The following is a 23,412-nucleotide window of genomic DNA, read 5'->3' as shown; positions in this document are numbered from 1 at the left end:
AGCGGATTGAGTTGAGTGGGATTCGTCCGTCAGAACCTTCCGTAATTTAGCTAAAACCCTCCAATACCACTCCTAAATCTGCGAAATGTAAGGCTTTTCCTTGAGAGCGTGCCTTGACGGTGTGGCAGGCGCATTCCTATAGTGTGCGCAAGTGGCAGAAAGTGGCACGAAGTGGGTTTTTTGAGCGCAAAAAGCTAATATTTGGAGAATGCGCCTGTGTTCCGTGGTGCCAACGCGATCAATCTCGATGCCAAAGGCCGTCTCGCCATGCCGAGCCGGTATCGCGACGAGTTGGATTCGCGTAGTGCCGGCCAGTTGATCGTGACCATAGATGCCGTTGACCCCTGCTTGTGTCTTTATCCGCTGTCCGAGTGGGAACTGATTGAAGCCAAACTTCGTGAGCTCGCGACGTTTCGTGAAGAAAACCGCCGTTTGCAACGGCTTTTGATTGGTAATGCAGTCGATCTGGAGCTGGATGGCAGCGGACGCTTTCTGGTTCCTCCGCGTCTTCGCGAATATGCCAGGTTGGATAAGCGCGTAATGCTCGTGGGGCAACTCAACAAGTTTCAATTGTGGGACGAGGACGCCTGGAACGCACTTGCTGATGCGGACCTTGCTGCCATTCAACAACCTGGCGCGATGCCTGATGAATTACGTGACCTGATCCTGTGACTATGAATAGCGGCTTTACCCACATCACCGTACTGCTCGAAGAAGCCGTGGAGGCTCTCGCGTTGCGCGCGGATGGCTGCTATATGGACGGAACGTTCGGTCGTGGCGGGCACAGTCGACTTATTCTCAGCTACCTCGGCCCTGATGGCCGGCTGCTCGGGTTTGACAAGGACCCTCAAGCGATTGCCACGGGGCAAACGCTAGCGGCCGAAGACGGCCGCTTTGTCATTGTGCAGCGCAGCTTTGCCGAATTGGGATCCGAAGCTCAGGAGCGGGGTCTTGCGGGCAAAGTGAGTGGCATCCTGCTGGACCTGGGTGTGTCCTCTCCACAACTTGACGACCCTGAACGCGGCTTCAGTTTCATGAACGACGGCCCGCTGGACATGCGTATGGATCCGACGCGTGGTGTCAGTGCGGCCGAGTTCATCGCCACGGCACCTGCCGAAGAAATCGCCCGGGTCTTCAAGGAATACGGTGAAGAGCGCTTCGCCAAACGTATGGCCAACGCCGTCGTACAACGCCGCGAAGTCCAACCTTTCGAACGCACTGCCGATCTCGCAGAAGTCCTCAAGGTCGCCAACCCTGCCTGGGAAAAAGGCAAGAATCCTGCGACGCGCGCCTTTCAGGGGCTGCGTATCCACGTCAACAACGAACTGGGCGATCTTGAAGCGGGCCTCGAAGCTGCCCTGGGCGCGCTGGAAATCGGCGGCCGTCTGGTGGTCATCAGCTTTCACTCGCTGGAAGACCGCATCGTCAAACTGTTCATGCGTAAGCTCGCCAAGGGCGAAGCCGATAACATGCCGCGCAACCTGCCGATCCAGTACAAGGCGTTCGAGCCGAAGATCCGCATTCACGGCAAGGCTCAATTTGCATCGGACACCGAAACCAAAGCCAATCCACGCTCGCGCAGTGCTGTCATGCGCGTAGCGGAGAAGCTCAGGTGAGCCGTCTTTTCCTGAAACCCTTGCCCGGTGGCAGCTTCATTATGCTGCTGCTGTTCATCGCCGTCCTCGTTTCGGCGATTGGCGTTTCCTATAGCGCGCATTTGAACCGTCAATTGCTCAACTCGCTGTATTCGGAAATGAGCGTGCGCGACAAGGCGCAGGCCGAGTGGGGCCGCCTCATCCTTGAGCAGAGCACCTGGACAGCCCACAGCCGTATCGAGCAGTTGGCGACCGAACAATTGAAAATGCGCATTCCCAATGCTGCCGAAGTACGGATGGTGGCGCCATGATGAAGCTTGACGGCGCACTTTACCCGTGGCGTTTTCGGGTTGTCGTGGGATTACTGGTCAGCCTGGTGCTCGCCATCTGCTGGCGCATCGTCGATCTGCAGGTCATCGACCATACGTTCCTGAAGGAACAGGGCGATGCGCGCAGCCTTCGTCACATCCCCATTCCGGCTCACCGTGGTCTGATCACTGACCGTAACGGCGAGCCTCTGGCTGTCAGCACACCCGTCACTACGCTGTGGGCCAACCCGCGCGAAATGCAGCAAGACAAGTCCAAGTGGCCGATGCTTGCTGCTGCCATGGGGCAGGACCTCAAGGCACTGACCGAGCGCCTCGACGCGCAGGCTACCAAGGAGTTCATTTATCTGGTCCGCGGCCTGACACCTGAACAGGGTCAGTCGGTACTTGATCTCAAAGTCCCCGGTGTCTATGGCATCGAGGAATTTCGTCGTTTCTACCCCGCAGGCGATGTGACCGCCCACATGGTCGGCTTTACCGACCTGGACGATCATGGCCGCGAAGGGGTCGAACTGGCTTATGACGACTGGCTTGCCGGAGTGCCCGGCAAGCGGCAGGTCATCAAGGACCGGCGAGGCCGACTGATCAAGGACGTACAGGTGACCAAGAACGCCAAGGCCGGCAAGACCTTGGCTTTGTCTATTGACCTGCGTCTGCAATATCTGGCGACCCGTGAACTGCGCAATGCCATCGTCGAAAACGAGGCCAAGGCGGGCAGTCTGGTGATCATGGACGTCAAGACCGGCGAAGTGCTGGCGATGGTCAACCAGCCGACCTACAACCCGAACAACCGCCGCACCATGGTGCCGGCCGCCATGCGCAACCGGGCGATCATCGACGTGTTCGAGCCGGGTTCGACCATGAAGCCGATCTCGATGACCGCCGCGCTGGACAGCGGTCGCTGGAAACCGACCGATAAGGTCGAGGTGTATCCGGGCACGCTGCAGATCGGTAAATACACCATCCGCGACGTGACCAAGACGGAAGGCCCGGTGCTTGACCTCACCGGCATCCTGATCAACTCCAGTAACGTCGGCATGAGCAAGGTCGCGTTCGATGTGGGCGGCGAATCGATTTTCCGTGCGATGCAGCGCGTCGGCTTCGGTCAGTACACCGGCCTGGGTTTCCCGGGCGAACGTGTAGGGAACCTGCCGAACTATCGCGAATGGCGCAAGGCTGAAACCGCCACGCTGTCCTACGGCTACGGCCTGTCGGTCACCGCGTTGCAGCTGGTGCACGCCTATGGCGCTCTGGCCAACAACGGCCGCATCGTGCCGTTGACCATTCTGAAAAGTGACGCAGCGCCGACAGCGGTTCAGGCGATTCCGGAAGCGACCGCCAAGACGGTGCAAGGCATGTTGCAACAAGTGATCGAAGACTCGCGTGGTGTGTATCGCGCCCGTGTGCCGTCCTATCACGTCGGCGGCAAGAGCGGCACGGCGCGCAAGACGTCCATCGGCACCAAGGGTTACGCCGAGAATTCCTACCGTTCGCTGTTCGCCGGATTCGGTCCGATGAGCAACCCTCGCTACGCCATCGTTGTGGTGATCGACGAGCCGAGCAAGGGCGGTTACTACGGCGGCCTGGTTTCAGCCCCGGTATTCAGCAAGGTCATGTCCGGCACGTTGCGTTTGATGAACGTTTCTCCCGACAACCTCGCACCTGAGCAGGTCAACACTGCCCCGGCAGTCGTCAAAGGAGGGCGTGGTTGATGGCTTTTAATCTGAGCAAGCTTTTCGCTCACACCGACCGCGATGCATTGATTCGCGAGTTGACGCTGGACAGCCGCAACGTGCGTCCGGGCGATCTGTTTCTGGCAATCCCCGGCCTCAAGGTTGATGGCCGCGCGCACATCGCCGACGCGCTCAAGCGTGGCGCAGCCGCCGTTGCGTATGAAGCCGAAGGCTCCACCGTGCTGCCAATCACCGACGTGCCATTGATTCCGGTCAAGGGCCTGGCGGCGCAGCTGTCTGCCATCGCAGGACGTTTCTATGGCGATTCGAGCCGCAGCCTGAATCTGGTCGGTGTAACCGGCACCAACGGCAAGACCAGCGTTACCCAGCTGGTTGCCCAGGCGCTCGATCTGCTGGGTCAGCATTGCGGCATCGTCGGCACGCTGGGCACTGGCTTCTATGGCGCGCTGCAAAGCGGACGTCATACCACGCCAGACCCGATTGCCGTTCAGGCCACACTTACTGACCTGAGAAAGGCCGGTGCTCGCGCTGTTGCGATGGAAGTGTCGTCCCATGGTCTCGATCAGGGTCGTGCGACTGCGCTGGCCTTCGATGTGGCGGTGCTGACCAACCTGTCCCGTGACCACCTTGACTACCACGGCACCATGGAAGCTTATGGCGCGGCCAAGGCGAAGCTGTTTGCCTGGCCTGATCTGAGTTGCCGGGTCATCAATCTGGATGACGAATTCGGTCGCTCGCTGGCGGCAGAAAAGCAGGAGTCACGGCTGATTACCTACAGCCTGCTGGACAGCTCGGCTTATCTGTATTGCCGCGACGCGAAGTTCGACGACGATGGTGTGCGCGCCACACTGGTGACCCCGCAAGGTCAGCATTTCCTGCGCAGCAGCCTGTTGGGTCGCTTCAATCTGAGCAATGTTCTGGCTGCGGTTGGCGCCTTGCTCGGTCTGGATTACGCGCTGGACGAAATTCTCAAGGCACTGCCCAAGCTCGAAGGTCCGGTCGGTCGCATGCAGCGTCTGGGTGGTGCCGACAAGCCGCTGGTGGTAGTCGACTACGCCCACACGCCGGATGCGCTGGAAAAAGTTCTCGAAGCCTTGCGCCCGCACGCGAAGGGCCAGTTGTTGTGCCTGTTCGGCTGTGGCGGCGACCGTGATCGCGGCAAGCGCCCGCTGATGGCCGAGGTCGTCGAGCGTCTGGCCGACGGTGTTCTGGTCACTGACGACAATCCTCGTACAGAAGCACCGTCGCAGATTTTCGATGACATCCGTGGCGGTTTCAGCGCAGCGGATAACGTGAAGTTCGTTGAAGGCCGCGGTCAGGCCATCGCGCAACTCATTGCCGGTGCCAAAGCCGACGACGTCATTGTGCTGGCCGGCAAGGGGCACGAGGACTATCAGGAAATCGACGGTCAGCGTCACGCGTTTTCGGATCTGGAAGAAGCTGCCAAAGCGTTGGCCGCATGGGAGCCTGCGCATGCTTAAGCCATTGACCTTCAGCGAACTGGTTGCACCGCTCGATGCCCGTCTGGTTGGCGACGATTGCAGCTTTGACCGTGTGAGCACCGACAGCCGCGCCATTGTACCGGGTCAGTTGTTCATCGCACTGACCGGTCCGCGTTTCGACGGCCACGAATACCTCGATCAAGTCGCTGCCAAGGGTGCTGTCGGTGCGCTCGTCGAGCGCGAAGTGCCGGATTCGAAGCTGCCGCAACTGGTCGTGCTGGATACCCGTAAGGCACTGGCGCAACTGGGTGCGATGAACCGCAATGCGTTTGTTGATCGTCCGGTAGCGGCGGTCACCGGTTCCAGCGGCAAAACCACGGTCAAGGAAATGCTCGCCAGCATTCTGCGCACGCGCGGCCCCGTTCTCGCGACCCGTGGCAATCTGAACAATGAGCTGGGCGTGCCGTTGACCCTGCTGGAACTGGGCGCCGAGCATACGTCTGCAGTCATCGAGCTGGGCGCATCGCGTGTCGGGGAAATCGCTTTCACCGTCAGCCTGACCAAGCCGCACGTCGCCATTCTCACCAATGCGGGCACGGCCCATGTCGGCGAGTTCGGCGGCCCTGATCGCATTGTCGAAGCCAAGGGCGAGATCATCGAAGGTCTCGATGCCAACGGCACGGCGGTTCTGAATCTCGACGACAAGGCGTTCCCGATCTGGCAAGCGCGTGCCGGTGACAGCAAGGTCCTGACGTTTGCACTGAACAACGAAGCAGCGGATCTGCATGCCAGTGAGCTGACTCGCGACGAGCGCGGCTGCCCGGGCTTCACGCTGCACAGTCCGTCAGGCTCCGCGCAGGTACAACTGAATCTCTTGGGCACGCACAATGTGACCAACGCACTGGCCGCCGCAGCCGCTGCCTGCGCGCTGGGCGTCAGCCTGGACGGCATCGTCGAAGGCTTGAACAACGTACAGCCGGTCAAGGGCCGCGCCGTTCCGCATATCGCCAGCAATGGCATGCGCGTGATTGATGACACCTACAACGCCAATCCATCTTCGGTGAACGCCGCCGTTGATTTGCTGACCAGCTTTGCAGGACGGACCGTTCTGGTGCTGGGCGACATTGGCGAGCTGGGCGAATGGGCCGAGCAGGGCCACCACGATGTGGGCGCTTACGCTGCTGGCAAGGTATCGGCGCTGTATGCCGTCGGCCCGCTGATGACCCATGCGGTCAGCGCCTTTGGCCCGCACGCACGTCATTTCATCACTCAGGCCGAGCTGATCGAAGCGCTGGGCGCTGAGCAAGACAAAAACACCACTTTATTGATCAAGGGCTCGCGTAGCGCTGCGATGGAAAACGTCGTGGCTGCTTTGTGCGGTTCTAGCCTGGAGAAACATTGATGCTGCTGCTGTTGGCCGAGTTCTTACAACAGTTCTACAAAGGCTTCGCAGTCTTTCAGTACCTGTCGCTGCGCGGGATTCTTGGCGTGCTCACTGCGCTGACGCTTTCGCTGTGCCTGGGCCCGTGGATGATCCGCACCTTGCAGATGCGTCAAATCGGCCAGTCCGTGCGCAACGACGGTCCGCAGTCGCACCTGTCCAAATCGGGCACGCCCACCATGGGCGGCGCGCTGATTCTTTCTTCCATCGGCATCAGCACCTTGTTGTGGGCTGACTTGAGCAACCGCTATGTCTGGGTCGTGCTGCTCGTCACCTTCCTGTTCGGTGCCATCGGCTGGGTCGACGATTACCGCAAGGTGATCGAGAAGAACTCCCGTGGCCTGCCGAGTCGCTGGAAGTATTTCTGGCAATCGGTATTTGGCCTCTGCGCCGCGATCTTCCTTTATACGACCGCGCCGTCGGCGACCGAAACCACGTTGATCGTACCGATGCTCAAGGACGTCCGTATTCCGCTGGGCATCGGCTTCGTGGTGCTGACCTATTTCGTGATCGTCGGCTCCAGCAACGCGGTGAACCTGACCGACGGCCTGGACGGTCTGGCGATCATGCCGACCGTGATGGTGGGCGGCGCGCTGGGCATCTTCTGCTACCTGTCGGGTAACGTGAAATTCGCTGAATACCTGCTGATCCCTTACGTACCGGGGGCGGGTGAGCTGATTGTGTTCTCCGGGGCGCTGATCGGGGCGGGACTGGGGTTCCTCTGGTTCAACACGTATCCGGCCCAGGTCTTCATGGGCGACGTCGGCGCGCTGGCGCTGGGCGCTGCACTGGGCACCATGGCCGTGATCGTCCGTCAGGAAATCGTCCTGTTCATCATGGGCGGCATCTTCGTGATGGAAACCCTTTCAGTGGTCATTCAGGTTGCGTCTTTCAAACTGACCGGTCGCCGGGTTTTCCGCATGGCGCCCATACACCACCACTTTGAACTCAAAGGCTGGCCCGAGCCACGCGTGATCGTCCGTTTCTGGATCATCACCGTGATTCTCGTGCTGATCGGCCTTGCCACGCTGAAACTGAGGTAGAGCGAGTGTCCCTGATCGTTTCCGACCGCTTCCGCATTGTCGTGGGTCTAGGCAAAAGCGGCATGTCCCTGGTTCGCTTCCTGGCGAACCGGGGCGTGTCCTTTGCCGTGGCCGATACGCGGGAGAATCCGCCGGAACTGGCGACCTTGCGCCGGGATTACCCGCAGGTGGAAGTGCGTTGTGGCGAGCTGGACGTGGAATTCCTCTGCCGTGCCGATGAAGTCTATGTCAGCCCCGGTCTTGCCCTCGCGACGCCAGCCTTGCAGCAAGCGCAGGCGCGTGGCGTGAAGATGGCTGGCGATATCGAGCTGTTCGCGCGTTACGCCAAGGCCCCGATTGTTGCCATCACCGGCTCCAATGCGAAAAGCACTGTGACGACGCTGGTAGGCGAGATGGCAGCAGCGGCAGGCAAGCGCGTCGCCGTGGGCGGCAACCTGGGGACTCCGGCGCTTGATCTGCTCAGCGATGACGTCGAGTTGTACGTGATGGAGCTGTCCAGCTTTCAGCTGGAGACCACCGATCAGCTCAACGCTGAAGTGGCGACCGTGCTGAACATCAGCGAAGACCACATGGACCGTTACAGCGGTCTGCCTGCCTACCACCTTGCCAAGCACCGGATCTTCCGTGGCGCGCGGCAGGTGGTGGTCAACCGTCAGGATGCGTTGTCCCGTCCGTTGATTGGCGAAGGTTTGCCGTGCTGGACCTTCGGCCTGAACAAGCCTGATTTCCATGGCTTTGGCCTGCGCGAAGAGAACGGCGAAAAGTATCTGGCCTTCCAGTTCGAAAACCTGATGCCGGTTCGCGATCTGAAAATGCGCGGCGCACACAACCATGCCAACGCGCTTGCCGCTCTGGCGCTTGGCCATGCGGTTGGTCTGCCTTTCGATGTCATGCTTTCGGCGCTGCGTGAGTTCTCGGGTCTCGAGCACCGCTGTCAGTGGGTCCGTGAGCTGAACGGCGTTCATTATTACAATGACTCCAAGGCCACCAACGTGGGCGCCGCACTGGCTGCCATCGAAGGCCTGGGTGCCGACATTCCCGGCAAGCTGGTGCTGATTGCCGGTGGCGACGGCAAGGGCGCCGATTTCAGCGGTTTGCGTGCTGCCGTTGCTGCGCATTGCCGCAGCGTCGTGTTGTTGGGGCGTGATGCCGAACGACTCACTCAGGCATTGGGCGACGCTGCACCGCTGGTGCATGTCGACACGCTGCAGGCTGCCGTCGAACGCAGTGCCGGACTGGCTCAGGACGGCGATGCCGTTCTGCTGTCCCCGGCCTGCGCCAGTCTGGACATGTTCAAGAATTATGAAGAGCGCGGACGAGTGTTCGCGCAGGCAGTGGAGTGCTTGTCATGATCTTCGGTGTGATCAAGCCGTATCCATCGCCCCTGATCAGCGGACGGGGCATCGACCTCGACTTCCCGATGCTGGTCGGTTGCCTTGCCTTGCTGGGCCTCGGTCTGGTGATGATCACCTCCGCGTCGTCGGAAGTCGCCGCCGTGCAGTCGGGCAACACGCTGTACATGATGACCCGTCACCTGGTGTACCTGTTGATCGGTCTGGGCGCGTGCGGCGTGACCATGATGATCCCGGTCGCCACCTGGCAGCGCCTGGGCTGGCTGATGCTGCTCGGTGCGTTCGGCCTGCTGCTGATGGTGCTGGTGCCGGGTATCGGGCGCGAGGTCAACGGGTCCATGCGCTGGATCGGATTTGGCGCGTTCAACGTGCAGCCTTCCGAGATCGCCAAGGTCTTCGTGGTGATCTTTCTGGCCGGTTACCTGATTCGTCGTCAGCAGGAAGTGCGCGAAAGCTGGATGGGCTTCTTCAAACCGTTCATCGTGCTGCTGCCCATGGCCGGTCTGCTGCTGATGGAGCCAGACTTCGGTGCAACCGTCGTGATGATGGGCGCTGCGGCCGCGATGCTGTTCCTCGGCGGCGTAGGGCTGTTCCGCTTCTCGCTGATGGTCGTGCTGGCCGTCGTTTCGGTGGTGGTGCTGGTTCAGGCCCAGCCTTACCGGATGGCGCGTCTGACCAACTTTACCGACCCGTGGGCCGACCAGTTCGGTTCCGGCTACCAGTTGACCCAGGCGCTCATCGCCTTCGGTCGAGGCGAATGGTTCGGTGTCGGTCTGGGCAACAGCGTCCAGAAACAATTCTATCTGCCGGAAGCGCATACGGACTTCGTGTTCTCTGTGCTCGCTGAAGAACTGGGTGTCGTGGGTTCGTTGCTCACGGTTGCGCTGTTTCTGTTCGTCAGTATTCGTGGCATGTACATCGGTATGTGGGCAGAAAGGGCCAAACAGTTCTTCGGTGCCTACGTTGCCTACGGCCTTTCTTTCCTGTGGATCGGTCAGTTCCTGATCAACATTGGCGTGAACGTCGGTCTGTTGCCGACCAAGGGGCTGACCTTGCCGTTCCTGAGTTACGGCGGCAGCTCGTTGGTGATCTGCTGTGCCAGCCTTGGGCTGCTGCTGCGCATCGAATGGGAATCGCGCAACAACATGGGCAGTGAAGAAGCCGAGTTCAAAGAGAGCGACTTCGCCGAGGAGACGCCTCATGGACGCTAACGTGCTGATCATGGCGGGCGGCACCGGCGGGCATGTGTTCCCGGCGCTGGCCTGCGCTCGCGAATTCCAGTCGCGCGGCTACAAGGTTCACTGGCTGGGCACCCCGCGTGGCATCGAGAACGAACTCGTGCCTCAGGCAGGGCTGACCCTGCACCTGATCAATGTCACCGGCTTGCGTGGCAAGGGACGTCTGTCCCTGCTCAAGGCGCCGCTGATGTTGCTCAAGGCATTGATGCAGGCCCGCAAGGTGGTGCGTGAGCTCAAGCCGGTGTGTGTGGTCGGTTTCGGTGGCTATGTCACCGGTCCCGGTGGTCTTGCCGCGAAGCTGGCAGGCGTGCCGTTGATCATTCATGAGCAGAACGCTGTAGCCGGTACTGCCAACCGCAGTCTCGCGTCGTTCGCCAGCCGAGTGTGCGAGGCGTTCCCGGACACCTTCGCGGCGTCGAAGAAACGCCGCACGACCGGCAATCCGGTGCGTGTCGAGCTGTTTCTTGAAACGCCGCGTCAGGCCTTGGCCGGTCGCAAGGCACGCCTGTTGGTGCTGGGCGGCAGCCTGGGTGCCGAGCCGCTGAACAAGCTGCTGCCCGAAGCGCTGGCGCAACTGCCTGTGGATATCCGTCCTGAAGTGTTCCATCAGGCGGGCAAGAATCACGACGACATCACCGCCGAGCGTTATCGCAACGTGGGCGTCGAGGCGCAAGTGGCGCCGTTCATCCAGAACATGGCTCAAGCGTACAGCTGGGCCGATCTGGTGGTCTGCCGCGCAGGCGCACTGACCATCAGCGAACTGGCGGCCGCAGGCCTGCCGTCGCTGCTGATCCCGTTGCCCCATGCGATCGATGACCATCAGTCCCGTAACGCTGACTATCTGGCCCGCGAAGGCGCAGCCTTTGTCATGCCGCAAGCGACAACTGGCGTAGCCGAGATGGCTGCACGCCTGAAAGAGGTTTTGATGCAACCCGAACAATTGAACAGCATGGCCCGCACGGCACGTCGCCTGGCCAAGCCCGATGCAACCAATACCGTGGTCGATGTCTGTGTGGAGGTGGTCAATGGTTGAGAATCAACGCGCCATGCCGCAACCTGAAATGCGCCGCATCCGTCGCATCCACTTCGTCGGTATCGGCGGTGTCGGCATGTGCGGCATTGCCGAGGTTCTGTTGAACCTGGGCTACGAAGTGTCGGGTTCCGACCTCAAGAGCTCCCCGGTGACCGAACGTCTCGAGTCGTTCGGCGCACAGATTTTCCTCGGCCATCGCGCCGAGAACACCATGGGTGCCGATGTGCTGGTCGTGTCCAGTGCGGTCAACACCTCCAACCCGGAAGTGGCCACCGCTCTTGAGCGCCGTATTCCGGTTGTGCCACGCGCCGAAATGCTGGCCGAGCTGATGCGCTATCGCCACGGCATCGCTGTGGCCGGTACCCACGGCAAGACCACCACCACCAGCCTGATCGCTTCGGTGTTCGCGGCCGGTGGCCTGGACCCGACGTTCGTGATCGGTGGTCGCCTGAACGCTGCGGGCACCAATGCCCAGCTGGGCACCAGCCGCTATCTGATCGCCGAAGCCGACGAAAGCGATGCCAGCTTCCTGCACCTGCAGCCGCTGGTGGCTGTGGTCACCAATATCGACGCCGATCACATGGCGACCTACGAAGGCGACTTCAACAAACTGAAGAAAACCTTCGTCGAATTCCTGCACAACCTGCCGTTCTATGGGCTGGCGGTGATGTGCATCGATGATCCTGTGGTTCGTGAAATCCTGCCGCAGGTCAAGCGTCCGATCCTGACTTACGGTTTCAGTGAAGAGGCCGATGTGCGCGCAATCAATGTGCGCCAGGACGGCATGCTGACGTTCTTTACCGTGTTGCGCCGCGACCGCGAGCCGCTGGATGTGTCCGTGAACATGCCGGGCAATCACAACGTGCTCAACTCGCTGGCGACCATTGCAATCGCGACCGACGAAGGCGTCAGTGACGAGGCCATCGTTCAGGGCCTGTCGGGCTTTCAGGGTGTGGGCCGTCGCTTCCAGGTGTATGGCGAGCTGCCGGTCGAAGGCGGCAACGTTATGCTGGTCGACGACTACGGTCACCACCCACGTGAAGTCGCTGCGGTGATCAATGCTGTGCGCGGTGGCTGGCCGGATCGTCGTCTGGTCATGGTTTACCAGCCGCACCGTTTCAGCCGGACCCGTGATCTGTACGACGATTTCGTGCAGGTGCTGGCCGATGCCAATGTGCTGTTGCTGATGGAAGTCTACCCGGCCGGTGAAGAACCGATTCCCGGTGCGGACAGCCGCAACCTGTGCCACAGCATTCGTCAGCGTGGTCAGCTTGATCCGATCTACATCGAGCGTGGCGTTGAGCTGGCGCCGCTGGTCAAGCCGCTGCTGCGCGCCGGCGACATCCTGCTGTGCCAGGGTGCGGGCGACATTGGTGGTCTGGCTCCGCAATTGCTCAAGAGTCCGCTGTTCGTCGGCGCAAAAGTGGCTTCAACCGAAGGTAAGCTGAAATGACAGCCGTCGCCCCGTCTTCCCTGTGCTCGACACTCGAGCCGAAAAGCTTCGGCCGCGTTGCCGTGCTTTTTGGCGGCAAGAGTGCCGAACGGGAAGTGTCCCTGAAATCCGGACAGGCAGTGCTTGAGGCATTGCAGGCTGCCGGTGTGGATGCGTTCGGCATCGACGTGGGCGACGATTTCCTGCAACAACTGGTGAATGAAAAGATCGACCGGGCGTTCATCGTGCTGCACGGTCGCGGCGGCGAAGACGGCACCATGCAAGGGCTGCTGGAGTGCCTGGAAATCCCCTATACCGGCAGCGGCGTACTCGCTTCTGCTCTGGCGATGGACAAGCTGCGCACCAAGCAGGTCTGGCAGAGTCTGGGCCTTGCAACGCCTTTGCACGCGGCACTCGTCAGTGAGCAGGATTGTATTTCTGCCGCGACGGAACTGGGCTTCCCTTTGATCGTCAAACCGGCCCATGAAGGCTCAAGTATCGGTATGGCTAAAGTGACCAGCGTCGACGAATTGATCGCCGCCTGGAAAGCCGCCAGTACCTACGATTCGCAAGTGTTGGTCGAGCAGTGGATTCAGGGGCCGGAGTTCACTGTGGCTTCTCTGCGTGACCAGGTGCTCCCGGTCATCGGCCTGGGCACTCCCCACAGTTTTTACGATTACGACGCCAAGTACCTGGCTTCCGATACCCAGTACCGGATTCCATGCGGTTTGAGCGACGAGCGTGAGCAGGAACTCAAACAACTGACAGCACGCGCCTGCGAAGCCATTGGCATTGCTGGCTGGGCGCGCACGGATGTCATGCAGGACGCGCAAGGCAAGTTCTGGCTGCTGGAAGTCAATACGGTGCCGGGCATGACCGATCACAGCCTGGTTCCGATGGCGGCACGTGCTGCAGGTCTGGATTTTCAGCAACTGGTGTTGGCGATTCTGGCCGACAGCGTTCAGGCGAGGGCTTAAGGCATGAACGCTTCGGCACGCCATCAGCCACCTGCACCCAACCGCAAGCCGGTGCCTCGTGGCGCCAGCCGGATGGTGGCCAAGGAGCCGCTGTCTGCGCGTATGCCAAAACCGAACTTCAGTTTCCTGAAACGTCTGTTCTGGCCGGTGATGCTGGTCGTGCTGGGCTTTGGTACATACGAAGCGGCTCTAAGGATCATGCCGTACGCCGACCGCCCGATCACCCGCATCAATGTGCAGGGCGATCTGAGCTACATCAGTCAGCAGGCCGTGCAGCAGCGGATTGCACCGTTCGTGGCGTCGAGCTTTTTCAAGATCGATCTGGCCGCCATGCGCACCGAGCTTGAACAGATGCCATGGATTGCACACGCCGAAGTCAGACGTGTGTGGCCGGACCAGGTGGTGATTCGCCTGGAAGAGCAGTTGCCCGTTGCCCGTTGGGGTGACGAGTCGCTGCTGAACAACCAGGGGCAGGCTTTCACGCCGCGTGAACTGTCCAATTATGAACATCTTCCCCAGTTGTTCGGCCCGCAGCGGGCCCAGCAGCAGGTGATGCAGCAGTACCAGGTGTTGAGTCAGATGTTGCGCCCCATGGGCTTCTCCATCGTGCGCCTGGAATTGCGCGAGCGTGGCAGCTGGTTCCTGACAACAGGTGCCGGTAGTGCTGGGCCGGGTATCGAGTTGTTGCTGGGACGCGACCATCTCGTCGAAAAAATGCGCCGCTTCATCGCGATTTACGACAAAACGCTTAAAGACCAAATCACGAATATTGCGCGCATCGACCTGCGTTACGCCAACGGCCTTGCAGTTGGCTGGCGTGAACAGGCAGCGCCGACGTCGGACAAACCCGCCGTCGCGAAGAATTGATAAGAGGCAGGACCATGGCAAATGTGCAAAGCGGCAAAATGATCGTCGGGCTGGATATCGGTACCTCCAAGGTGGTGGCACTGGTAGGCGAAGTCGCGGCCGATGGCTCGCTGGAAATCGTGGGTATCGGTACCCATCCCTCCCGCGGCCTGAAGAAGGGCGTGGTGGTGAACATCGAATCGACCGTGCAGTCGATCCAGCGCGCTGTCGAAGAGGCCCAGCTGATGGCTGGCTGCCGTATTCACTCGGCATTCGTCGGCGTCGCGGGCAACCACATCCGCAGCCTGAACTCCCACGGCATCGTGGCAATCCGCGACCGTGAAGTGAGCTCTGCGGATCTGGAACGTGTACTCGACGCTGCCCAGGCTGTTGCCATCCCTGCCGATCAGCGCGTGCTGCACACGCTGCCTCAGGACTACGTCATCGACAACCAGGAAGGCGTTCGTGAGCCGCTGGGCATGTCGGGCGTACGTCTGGAAGCCAAGGTCCACGTGGTGACCTGCGCAGTGAACGCTGCCCAGAACATCGAAAAGTGTGTGCGTCGCTGCGGTCTGGAAGTCGACGACATCATTCTGGAGCAACTGGCCTCGGCCTATTCGGTCCTGACCGATGACGAGAAAGAGCTGGGCGTCTGCCTGGTGGACATCGGCGGCGGTACCACTGACATCGCGATTTTCACCGAAGGCGCGATCCGGCACACCGCGGTGATCCCGATTGCAGGCGATCAGGTGACCAACGACATCGCGATGGCGCTGCGCACACCGACCCAGTACGCCGAAGAAATCAAGATTCGTTATGCCTGCGCCCTGGCCAAACTGGCCGGCGCCGGCGAAACCATCAAGGTACCGAGCGTGGGCGACCGTCCACCTCGCGAGCTGTCGCGCCAGGCCCTGGCCGAAGTGGTCGAGCCTCGTTACGACGAGCTGTTCACCCTGATCCAGGCCGAACTGCGTCGCAGCGGTTATGAAGATCTGATCCCGGCCGGCATCGTGCTGACCGGTGGTACCTCGAAAATGGAAGGTGCGGTGGAACTTGCCGAGGAAATCTTCCACATGCCGGTGCGCCTGGGCGTTCCGCATAGCGTCAAAGGGCTCGCTGATGTCGTCCGCAACCCGATCTACTCCACAGGCGTAGGCCTGTTGCTGTACGGGCTGCAGAAACAATCCGATGGTATTTCGCTGTCGGGGACTGTCGGCAACAGCAGTTACGGCGACGAACCCAAGGCTCCGGTGCTTGAGCGTATCAAGCGTTGGGTCCAGGGCAATTTTTAAGCTTCAAGATTCAAAGCTTCAAAACAATAGCGGCAGGCAGTAGGCAAACTAACTAGAGAGCGGAAGGAGAGAGAAAATGTTCGAACTCGTAGACAACGTCCCGCAAAGCCCGGTAATCAAGGTCATCGGTGTAGGCGGTGGTGGCGGTAACGCTGTCAATCACATGGTCAAGAGCAACATCGAAGGCGTGGAATTCATCTGCGCCAACACGGATGCTCAAGCGCTGAAAAACATCGGCGCGCGCACCATTCTTCAGCTGGGCACAGGCGTGACCAAAGGCCTTGGCGCTGGCGCCAACCCTGAAGTCGGTCGTCAGGCCGCACTGGAAGACCGTGAGCGCATTGCAGAAGTCCTGCAAGGCACCAACATGGTCTTCATCACCACAGGCATGGGCGGCGGTACCGGTACCGGTGCAGCACCGATCATTGCCGAAGTGGCCAAGGAAATGGGCATTCTGACGGTCGCAGTCGTGACCCGTCCGTTCCCGTTCGAAGGCCGCAAGCGTATGCAGATCGCCGATGAAGGCATCCGCATGCTGTCCGAAAGCGTCGACTCGTTGATCACCATTCCCAACGAGAAGCTGCTGACTATCCTCGGTAAGGACGCCAGCCTGCTGTCGGCTTTCGCCAAGGCAGACGATGTACTGGCCGGTGCCGTTCGCGGTATCTCCGACATCATCAAGCGTCCGGGCATGATCAACGTCGACTTTGCCGACGTACGCACCGTGATGAGCGAAATGGGCATGGCAATGATGGGCACTGGCTGCGCCAGCGGTCCGAACCGTGCACGTGAAGCGACCGAGGCAGCCATCCGCAACCCGCTGCTCGAAGACGTCAACCTGCAGGGCGCTCGCGGCATCCTGGTCAACATCACCGCCGGTCCTGACCTGTCTCTGGGTGAATACTCGGACGTGGGCAGCATCATCGAAGCGTTCGCTTCCGAGCACGCGATGGTCAAGGTCGGTACCGTTATCGATCCGGACATGCGTGACGAGTTGCACGTGACTGTGGTCGCGACCGGTCTGGGCGCGAAAATCGAGAAGCCTGTCAAGGTGATCGACAATACCCTGCAGACCACTCAGCACTCCTCGGCTCAGCCAGCGGCCCGTCAGGAAGCCCCTTCGGTCAACTACCGCGATCTGGACCGTCCTACCGTGATGCGCAATCAGGCACACGCAGGTGCCACCGCAGCAGCGAAGATGAACCCTAACGATGATCTGGACTACCTGGACATCCCGGCTTTCCTGCGTCGTCAGGCCGATTGATGAAATGTATCAGGGGTATTAGGGTGATTGGTGTTCAGCAAAGGCATGGTCTGCTATCATCGCCAGCCTTTGTTGATACCAGTTCGCAACTTGCGCTGAAGCGGCCCATGCCATGATTAAACAACGCACCCTGAAAAATATTATCCGTGCCACAGGTGTAGGCCTGCACTCCGGGGAGAAGGTTTACCTGACCCTCAAGCCCGCACCTGTGAATACCGGCATCGTGTTTTGCCGAGCCGACCTTGATCCTGTCGTGCAGATCCCTGCGCGTGCGGAAAACGTCGGTGACACCACTCTGTCGACCACACTGGTCAATGGTGATGTCAAAGTTGACACGGTAGAACACCTGCTCTCGGCCATGGCTGGCCTTGGCATCGATAACGCCTACGTCGAGCTCTCTGCCTCCGAAGTTCCTATCATGGACGGCAGCGCAGGCCCATTCGTATTCCTGATTCAATCGGCTGGCCTGGAAGAACAGAACGCGCCGAAGAAATTCATCCGGATCCTGCGGGAAGTCTCAGTGGAAGAGGGCGGTAAACGCGCTACTTTCGTGCCTTTCGAAGGGTTCAAGGTCAGTTTCGAGATCGATTTCGATCACCCCGTCTTCCGTGACCGCACCCAGAGTGCAAGCGTGGACTTTTCCAGTACTTCCTTCGTGAAGGAAGTCAGCCGTGCCCGGACCTTCGGGTTCATGAGTGACATCGAGTACCTGCGCAAGCACAACCTCGCACTCGGCGGCAGTGTGGAAAACGCCATTGTGGTCGACAAGGAAGGGGTATTGAACGAAGACGGCCTGCGGTACGAGGACGAATTCGTCAAACATAAAATCCTGGATGCCATCGGTGACCTCTACCTGCTGGGCAATAGCCTGATCGGTGAGTTCAAGGGCTTCAAGTCGGGGCATGCACTGAACAACCGTCTTCTGCGTGCGCTTATTGCGCAGACAGATGCCTGGGAAGTGGTGACCTTCGAGGATGCCAGTACGGCACCTATTTCTTATATGCGCCCTGTCGCGGCCGTGTAAGCAAGCTTTACTCTCTTTCCTTTTGTTCTTTAAAGGCTGCCCTCGGGCGGCCTTTTTTTATGGGTTGAATAAAGTCATTCGATATCGATTCGGCTGATCGTATAACCTCTCGAAATCCGCCACACCCAGGCAGGCCATCAGTCTTTGTTTATGCGGTGAAGCGGGCCTTGGCGATTAACACCGGCTGTCAGGTATTGTTACAGCTCAGACAGGCTTTTCGATTGAGAGCAGGTGGCGAATGAGCGACCGGAAAAATGCTGAGCTGGATCAGGCGACCTTGCGTTTGATCGTGGCGACCTTTGCGATCACCTATGTCTCGCTGATCGGCTTTCTACCGGGGCTGAGCGTCGCCCAATATCAACCGATCATTGTTTATTACGCTGCATTTCTGGTGGTTTCTCTGGTCCTGCGCCAGCACATCATCAGCTACCCCGGTGAGTTCGCCGTGCGGCGTGTGCTGGGTATGGTGCATGACTACACCGGGATATCGGTTGGGCTGGTTGTAGGTGGCGAGGCGACGCTGCCCATTTTCAGCGTCATGGTCTGGGTCACGCTCGGCAATGGCATGCGCTACGGCTCTCGCTATCTGGCGATTGCTGCATCTCTGGCAATACTGGCGATCCTGGTCATCTACCAACTGACGCCTTATTGGCAGGCACAGCCGTTCATGGTGCTGATGCTCGTGGCTATCACCATTCTGGTGCCTGCCTACGCTCACATTCTGCTGGTCAGAACCCGACAGGCCTCGGAGCAGGCCACTCTGGCCAATCAGGAAAAAGAGCGGTTTCTGGCTCAGGCCAGTCACGATCTGCGCCAACCCATTCACTCCATCGGCATGTTCACGGCCTGCCTGCGCTCAAGCCCTCTGGGCGACTACGAGCGCCAACTGGTCGACAACATCGACCGTTCCCTGCACAACGTTTCGCAATTGTTTCGCTCCATTCTGGACATCTACACCCTGGACAGCGGCAAGGTCTCGGCCAAGTCCGAGGTCGTTCATCTGGGGGAGATGCTTCGCGATGTGGTTCAGCAGAATGCTGCGGCGGCGCGTTGGGCAGGCGTCGAGCTGAGGCTAAGGCCTTGTCGTCGTTGGGCCAGGGTCGATGGCACGCTGCTTTCCACCATGGTCCAGAACGTTCTCTCCAATGCGCTCAAATATGCTCCCGACCGCCCGGTGCTTATTGGTGTGCGCCGATCCGCAGGCGGCCTTTCGATCAGTATTCATGATCAGGGACGCGGTATTGCCGCAGAGCACCTGCCCCGGGTATGTGACGAGTTCTATCGCGTGCGTCATGTGCGTGACAAAGACGTCGAGGGTGTCGGGCTGGGGCTGTCTATCGTGAAGCGGCTCAGCCAGATTCTCGACGTGGGGATCAGAATCGACTCAAAGGTAGACAGGGGCACGACAGTCATCATCGACGGGCTTCAGGAAGTTGCCGCGCCCTTTCAGCCTGTGCGCAGGAAGGTACTGGGGGACAGCCTGCTCAAGGGCGTGAAGATTTGTCTGGTGGAGGATGACGAAAACGTCCTGATGGCCACCGCTGCTTTGCTCGGACGTTGGGGATGCGAGGTTCAGACCGCACGCTCAGCCGAGGGGTTGACCACCAACTGCGACATTATCGTTGCCGATTACGATCTGGGCACGACCGCCAATGGGCTCGACTGCATTGATCAGGTACGTGCTGCGCGTGGCTGGGATGTGCCAGCGCTGATCGTTACAGGGCGTGAAGTGGAGAAGGTGCAGGAGGCGTTGCAGGGGCGGGAGGTTTCGATATTGTCCAAGCCGCTCCGGCCGTCGGAACTGCGCCTCAATCTGCTGTCCATGCGCGAGACGCTCACAGAGAGTTCCTGATTTGGCCAGTGACGCCTTCAGCGCTTGTCTCTTGCATGGCTGGCCAGCCGCTCGAGTGCGGCGCGCAGCTTGGGGTCGGTGATGCCGTCGGCGGTGGCCTGAATGTTTTCAGCCGCAACCGTGGACAGGTCGATGGTGTGTGTCGCCGCGCCGCGTGGCGCTGCAGGTGGCTGAACCTTGAACACGATCCGTGTCAGGTTGATGAATTCATCGAACGCGACCAGTTGTCGGTGCAGGCGCTTCTGCTGATAACGCAGACGGGTGGCCCAGTGACCGTCCGTCACGATCAGCAACAGGCTGCCTTCCCGCCACGATGCCACATGGCAATGCTCGCGGGCAGCGGGCTGCAACTGGCTCTCGACCAGGCGTTGCAGGTGGCTCAGGCGTTCGGCGTGCCGAAAGATAGCCTTCAAAGGCTTGGCTTCGCGCAGCAGCACTGCAGGCGCACGAGCATTCAGAGGACGAAAAGCCATGGGGAGGTGCCTTGGTGACAAGGCGCTCATCTTAACAGAAAGCATTGTAACGGCTGCTTTCAGAGGCCTTTCCGTGCTTTCATATGCAAATCAATGAGTAACTTCCCCGTTTTGCGGGTTGAAGTGCTTGAAAATGGCCCCATTGTAAATCTGCCCCGTCACAGCGCTGTGCCAGCATCGTGGAATAACGCCACTTTCCTCACCATCGTTTCCGGGTAGAATGCTCGTTCGCATGCAGCCATCAGGGCTGCACGGGCGACTCACGGGGCCGCCCTCCATTCCTATGTGTGGAAGATCCTGTCGATATGTTTGCGCCTTTGTTGAAAAAACTTTTTGGAAGCAAGAACGAGCGTGAAGTCAAACGCATGCTCAAGACGGTTCAACTCGTCAATGCCTTCGAAGAGCAAATGGTGGCCCTTTCGGACGAGCAATTGCGCGCCAAGACCGAAGAGTTCAAGGCCCGCATAGCCAAAGGCGAGACCCTCGATCAACTGCTGCCGGAAGCGTTCGCTGTCGCGCGTGAAGCGGGCAAGCGTGTCATGGGCATGCGCCACTTCGATGTTCAGCTGATCGGTGGCATGACCCTGCATGAAGGCCAGATCGCCGAGATGCGTACCGGTGAAGGTAAAACCCTCGTCGGCACCCTGGCGGTCTACCTCAACGCGCTGTCGGGCAAAGGCGTTCACGTGGTTACCGTGAACGACTACCTGGCACGCCGCGACGCCAACTGGATGCGTCCGCTGTACGAATTCCTCGGTCTGACCGTAGGCATCGTCACGCCATTCCAGCCGCCGGAAGAGAAGCGCGCAGCCTATGCCGCTGACATCACCTACGGCACCAACAACGAATACGGCTTCGACTATCTGCGCGACAACATGGCGTTCAGCATGGACGACAAGTTCCAGCGCGAACTCAACTTTGCCGTGATCGATGAAGTCGACTCCATTCTGATCGACGAAGCGCGTACGCCGCTGATCATTTCCGGTCAGGCTGAAGACAGCTCCAAGCTGTACACCGAAATCAACCGACTGATCCCCAAGCTCGAGCAGCACATCGAGGAAGTGGAAGGCCAGGTCACCAAGGCCGGTCACTTCACCGTTGACGAGAAGACCCGTCAGGTCGAGTTGAACGAAGCCGGTCACCAGTTCATTGAAGAGATGCTCACCGAAGTCGGCCTGCTGGCTGAAGGCGAGAGCCTGTATTCGGCGCACAACCTGGGCCTGCTGACTCACGTCTATGCCGGTCTGCGTGCGCACAAACTGTTCAACCGCAACGTCGAGTACATTGTCCAGGACGGTCAGGTGCTGCTGGTCGACGAGCACACCGGTCGTACCATGCCGGGCCGTCGCCTGTCCGAGGGCCTGCACCAGGCCATCGAAGCCAAGGAAAACCTGAACATTCAGGCCGAAAGCCAGACCCTGGCATCGACCACGTTCCAGAACTACTTCCGTCTGTACAACAAGCTGTCCGGCATGACCGGTACAGCCGACACCGAAGCGTTCGAATTCCACCAGATCTACAACCTGGCCGTGATGGTCATTCCGCCGAACAAGCCACTGGCGCGCAAGGACTTCAACGACCTCGTCTACCTGACGGCGGAAGAGAAGTACGCGGCCATCGTGACCGACATCAAGGCCTGTCTGGCGGAAAACCGTCCGGTGCTGGTGGGTACGGCGACCATCGAAACCTCCGAGCACATGTCTCGTCTGCTGAATGCCGAAGGCATCGAGCACAAGGTTCTGAACGCCAAGTTCCACGAAAAGGAAGCGGAAATCATCGCTCAGGCCGGTCGTCCGGGTGCGTTGACCATCGCCACCAACATGGCCGGTCGCGGTACTGACATCCTGCTGGGCGGTAACTGGGAAGTCGAAGTCGCCAATCTGGAAGACCCGACCCCCGAGCAGATCGCACAGATCAAGGCAGACTGGCAGAAGCGTCACCAGCAGGTCATCGAAGCGGGCGGTCTGCACGTAATTGCTTCCGAGCGTCATGAATCGCGCCGTATCGACAACCAGCTGCGCGGTCGCGCCGGTCGTCAGGGCGACACCGGTTCCAGCCGCTTCTACCTGTCGCTGGAAGACAGCCTGATGCGCATCTTCGCCTCTGACCGGGTGAAGAACTTCATGAAGGCGCTCGGCATGCAGTCCGGCGAAGCCATCGAGCACCGCATGGTGACCAACGCCATCGAGAAAGCGCAGCGCAAGGTCGAAGGTCGCAACTTCGACATTCGCAAGCAGCTGCTTGAATTCGATGACGTGGCCAACGAGCAGCGCAAAGTGATCTATCACATGCGTAATACGCTGCTGGCTGCGGACAACATTGGCGACACCATCGCTGACTTCCGTGCTGAAGTGCTGAACAACCTCATCAGCCAGCACATCCCGCCACAATCGCTGCCCGAGCAGTGGGATGTTCCGGGTCTGGAAGCTGCACTGAACACCGACTTCGCCGTGAAGCTGCCGATTCAGCAGTGGCTCGACGAGGACGATCACCTGCACGAAGACAGCCTGCGCACCAAGATCATGGATCAGTTGCTGGTCGCGTATAACGAGAAAGAAGATCAGGCCAGTGCCGAAGCGCTGCGCTCCTTCGAGAAGCAGATTCTGTTGCGCGTTCTGGACGACCTGTGGAAAGACCACCTGTCGACCATGGATCACCTGCGTCACGGTATCCACCTGCGTGGCTACGCCCAGAAGAACCCGAAGCAGGAATACAAGCGCGAGTCGTTCACCCTGTTCCAGGAACTGCTGGACTCGATCAAGCGTGACACCATTCGCGTCCTGTCCCACGTTCAGGTTCGCCGCGAAGACCCCGAGGAAGAAGAGGCGCGTCAGCGTCAGGAAGCCGAGGAGTTGGCCAAGCGCATGCAGTTCGAACACGCTGAAGCCCCGGGTATCGACCAGCCTGCGCTGATCGAGGAAGAGGGCGAGGCCGTTGCCGTCGCAACTACACCGGTTCGCAACGACCAGAAACTGGGTCGCAACGAGCTGTGCTGGTGTGGTTCGGGCAAGAAGTTCAAACACTGTCACGGCCAGATCAACTAAGGCCCTGACACTGTAATACCCGCGCCGCGACCGGCTTGCCCGTC

The 23,412-nt window shown here is 59.9% G+C and carries 19 protein-coding genes; 18 read left to right on the top strand and 1 reads right to left on the bottom strand.

Annotated elements, in window-relative coordinates; translation table 11 throughout:
• Nucleotides 1-216 precede the first annotated feature (216 nt).
• The 17 genes from mraZ (at nt 217) to AC0IXS_RS09220 (ending at nt 19,851) form a co-directional block, all read left to right on the top strand.
• On the top strand, nt 217-672 hold the full coding sequence (mraZ, locus tag AC0IXS_RS09300; RefSeq protein WP_025996300.1) for a division/cell wall cluster transcriptional repressor MraZ: 456 nt from the start codon (nt 217-219) through the stop codon (nt 670-672).
• A gap of 2 nt (nt 673-674) precedes the next feature.
• Nucleotides 675-1,616 (top strand): 16S rRNA (cytosine(1402)-N(4))-methyltransferase RsmH, encoded by a 942-nt coding sequence (gene rsmH / locus AC0IXS_RS09295; protein ID WP_081021646.1) that lies wholly within the window; start codon nt 675-677, stop codon nt 1,614-1,616.
• Nucleotides 1,613-1,906, top strand: a complete 294-nt coding sequence (gene ftsL, locus AC0IXS_RS09290) for a cell division protein FtsL (protein ID WP_004881511.1) — start codon at nt 1,613-1,615, stop codon at nt 1,904-1,906. The genes rsmH and ftsL overlap by 4 nt, the downstream gene beginning before the upstream one ends.
• Nucleotides 1,906-3,633, top strand: coding sequence for a peptidoglycan D,D-transpeptidase FtsI family protein (locus tag AC0IXS_RS09285; protein WP_161987312.1), 1,728 nt, complete (start codon nt 1,906-1,908; stop codon nt 3,631-3,633). Before ftsL ends, AC0IXS_RS09285 begins: the two co-directional genes overlap by 1 nt.
• Complete coding sequence (locus AC0IXS_RS09280) at nt 3,633-5,096, top strand: UDP-N-acetylmuramoyl-L-alanyl-D-glutamate--2,6-diaminopimelate ligase (RefSeq protein WP_057407907.1); 1,464 nt, start codon at nt 3,633-3,635, stop codon at nt 5,094-5,096. Before AC0IXS_RS09285 ends, AC0IXS_RS09280 begins: the two co-directional genes overlap by 1 nt.
• Nucleotides 5,089-6,459: a UDP-N-acetylmuramoyl-tripeptide--D-alanyl-D-alanine ligase gene (locus AC0IXS_RS09275; RefSeq protein WP_471824445.1), complete on the top strand. Its 1,371-nt coding sequence runs from the start codon at nt 5,089-5,091 to the stop codon at nt 6,457-6,459. Before AC0IXS_RS09280 ends, AC0IXS_RS09275 begins: the two co-directional genes overlap by 8 nt.
• Entirely contained in the window at nt 6,459-7,541 is a 1,083-nt protein-coding gene (mraY, locus tag AC0IXS_RS09270) for a phospho-N-acetylmuramoyl-pentapeptide-transferase (RefSeq protein ID WP_025996294.1), read from the top strand. Before AC0IXS_RS09275 ends, mraY begins: the two co-directional genes overlap by 1 nt.
• 5 nt (nt 7,542-7,546) lie before the next feature.
• On the top strand, nt 7,547-8,893 hold the full coding sequence (gene murD, locus AC0IXS_RS09265) for a UDP-N-acetylmuramoyl-L-alanine--D-glutamate ligase (RefSeq protein ID WP_057407910.1): 1,347 nt from the start codon (nt 7,547-7,549) through the stop codon (nt 8,891-8,893).
• Nucleotides 8,890-10,104, top strand: a complete 1,215-nt coding sequence (ftsW, locus tag AC0IXS_RS09260; protein ID WP_029243297.1) for a putative lipid II flippase FtsW — start codon at nt 8,890-8,892, stop codon at nt 10,102-10,104. Before murD ends, ftsW begins: the two co-directional genes overlap by 4 nt.
• A complete protein-coding gene (gene murG / locus AC0IXS_RS09255) occupies nt 10,094-11,164 on the top strand; it encodes an undecaprenyldiphospho-muramoylpentapeptide beta-N-acetylglucosaminyltransferase (RefSeq protein ID WP_057407913.1) in 1,071 nt (356 codons plus the stop codon). Before ftsW ends, murG begins: the two co-directional genes overlap by 11 nt.
• Complete coding sequence (gene murC, locus AC0IXS_RS09250; protein ID WP_004881503.1) at nt 11,157-12,617, top strand: UDP-N-acetylmuramate--L-alanine ligase; 1,461 nt, start codon at nt 11,157-11,159, stop codon at nt 12,615-12,617. Before murG ends, murC begins: the two co-directional genes overlap by 8 nt.
• Nucleotides 12,614-13,573, top strand: coding sequence for a D-alanine--D-alanine ligase (locus AC0IXS_RS09245; RefSeq protein ID WP_057407915.1), 960 nt, complete (start codon nt 12,614-12,616; stop codon nt 13,571-13,573). The genes murC and AC0IXS_RS09245 overlap by 4 nt, the downstream gene beginning before the upstream one ends.
• 3 nt (nt 13,574-13,576) lie before the next feature.
• On the top strand, nt 13,577-14,440 hold the full coding sequence (locus AC0IXS_RS09240) for a cell division protein FtsQ/DivIB (protein WP_029243293.1): 864 nt from the start codon (nt 13,577-13,579) through the stop codon (nt 14,438-14,440).
• A gap of 14 nt (nt 14,441-14,454) precedes the next feature.
• Nucleotides 14,455-15,711, top strand: coding sequence for a cell division protein FtsA (ftsA, locus tag AC0IXS_RS09235; protein WP_057407917.1), 1,257 nt, complete (start codon nt 14,455-14,457; stop codon nt 15,709-15,711).
• 76 nt (nt 15,712-15,787) lie between these two features.
• On the top strand, nt 15,788-16,975 hold the full coding sequence (gene ftsZ, locus AC0IXS_RS09230) for a cell division protein FtsZ (RefSeq protein ID WP_025996289.1): 1,188 nt from the start codon (nt 15,788-15,790) through the stop codon (nt 16,973-16,975).
• Nucleotides 16,976-17,087: 112 nt separating this feature from the next.
• On the top strand, nt 17,088-17,999 hold the full coding sequence (gene lpxC, locus AC0IXS_RS09225) for a UDP-3-O-acyl-N-acetylglucosamine deacetylase (RefSeq protein ID WP_471824441.1): 912 nt from the start codon (nt 17,088-17,090) through the stop codon (nt 17,997-17,999).
• Between the two features lie 238 nt (nt 18,000-18,237).
• Nucleotides 18,238-19,851 carry an ATP-binding response regulator gene (locus AC0IXS_RS09220; RefSeq protein WP_471824439.1) on the top strand — a complete coding sequence of 538 codons (1,614 nt, stop codon included), beginning with the start codon at nt 18,238-18,240 and terminating at the stop codon, nt 19,849-19,851.
• A 17-nt stretch (nt 19,852-19,868) separates the two neighbouring features.
• Here the strand turns inward: AC0IXS_RS09220 and AC0IXS_RS09215 are convergent, their stop codons facing one another.
• The gene (locus tag AC0IXS_RS09215; RefSeq protein WP_004881496.1) at nt 19,869-20,324 is read right to left on the bottom strand and encodes a DUF721 domain-containing protein; all 456 of its coding nucleotides are present in this window, start codon (nt 20,322-20,324) and stop codon (nt 19,869-19,871) included.
• 305 nt (nt 20,325-20,629) lie between these two features.
• On the opposite strand from AC0IXS_RS09215, the gene secA reads away from it, so the two are divergent.
• Nucleotides 20,630-23,368 (top strand): preprotein translocase subunit SecA, encoded by a 2,739-nt coding sequence (gene secA / locus AC0IXS_RS09210; RefSeq protein ID WP_004881495.1) that lies wholly within the window; start codon nt 20,630-20,632, stop codon nt 23,366-23,368.
• Nucleotides 23,369-23,412 lie beyond the last annotated feature (44 nt).

It is taken from the genome of Pseudomonas sp. AC016, from assembly GCF_979253365.1.
This window is presented reverse-complemented; position numbering and strand designations above follow the sequence as displayed.

Bases quoted from the DNA above. Each gene is read 5' to 3' on its own strand.
- rsmH (WP_081021646.1), top strand. From the start codon at position 675: ATGAATAGCGGCTTTACCCACATCACCGTACTGCTCGAAGAAGCCGTG.
- AC0IXS_RS09285 (WP_161987312.1), top strand. From the start codon at position 1,906: ATGAAGCTTGACGGCGCACTTTACCCGTGGCGTTTTCGGGTTGTCGTG.
- AC0IXS_RS09280 (WP_057407907.1), top strand. From the start codon at position 3,633: ATGGCTTTTAATCTGAGCAAGCTTTTCGCTCACACCGACCGCGATGCA.
- AC0IXS_RS09275 (WP_471824445.1), top strand. From the start codon at position 5,089: ATGCTTAAGCCATTGACCTTCAGCGAACTGGTTGCACCGCTCGATGCC.
- mraY (WP_025996294.1), top strand. From the start codon at position 6,459: ATGCTGCTGCTGTTGGCCGAGTTCTTACAACAGTTCTACAAAGGCTTC.
- ftsW (WP_029243297.1), top strand. From the start codon at position 8,890: ATGATCTTCGGTGTGATCAAGCCGTATCCATCGCCCCTGATCAGCGGA.
- murG (WP_057407913.1), top strand. From the start codon at position 10,094: ATGGACGCTAACGTGCTGATCATGGCGGGCGGCACCGGCGGGCATGTG.
- murC (WP_004881503.1), top strand. From the start codon at position 11,157: ATGGTTGAGAATCAACGCGCCATGCCGCAACCTGAAATGCGCCGCATC.
- AC0IXS_RS09245 (WP_057407915.1), top strand. From the start codon at position 12,614: ATGACAGCCGTCGCCCCGTCTTCCCTGTGCTCGACACTCGAGCCGAAA.
- AC0IXS_RS09240 (WP_029243293.1), top strand. From the start codon at position 13,577: ATGAACGCTTCGGCACGCCATCAGCCACCTGCACCCAACCGCAAGCCG.
- ftsA (WP_057407917.1), top strand. From the start codon at position 14,455: ATGGCAAATGTGCAAAGCGGCAAAATGATCGTCGGGCTGGATATCGGT.
- ftsZ (WP_025996289.1), top strand. From the start codon at position 15,788: ATGTTCGAACTCGTAGACAACGTCCCGCAAAGCCCGGTAATCAAGGTC.
- lpxC (WP_471824441.1), top strand. From the start codon at position 17,088: ATGATTAAACAACGCACCCTGAAAAATATTATCCGTGCCACAGGTGTA.
- AC0IXS_RS09220 (WP_471824439.1), top strand. From the start codon at position 18,238: ATGAGCGACCGGAAAAATGCTGAGCTGGATCAGGCGACCTTGCGTTTG.
- AC0IXS_RS09215 (WP_004881496.1), bottom strand. From the start codon at position 20,324: ATGGCTTTTCGTCCTCTGAATGCTCGTGCGCCTGCAGTGCTGCTGCGC.
- secA (WP_004881495.1), top strand. From the start codon at position 20,630: ATGTTTGCGCCTTTGTTGAAAAAACTTTTTGGAAGCAAGAACGAGCGT.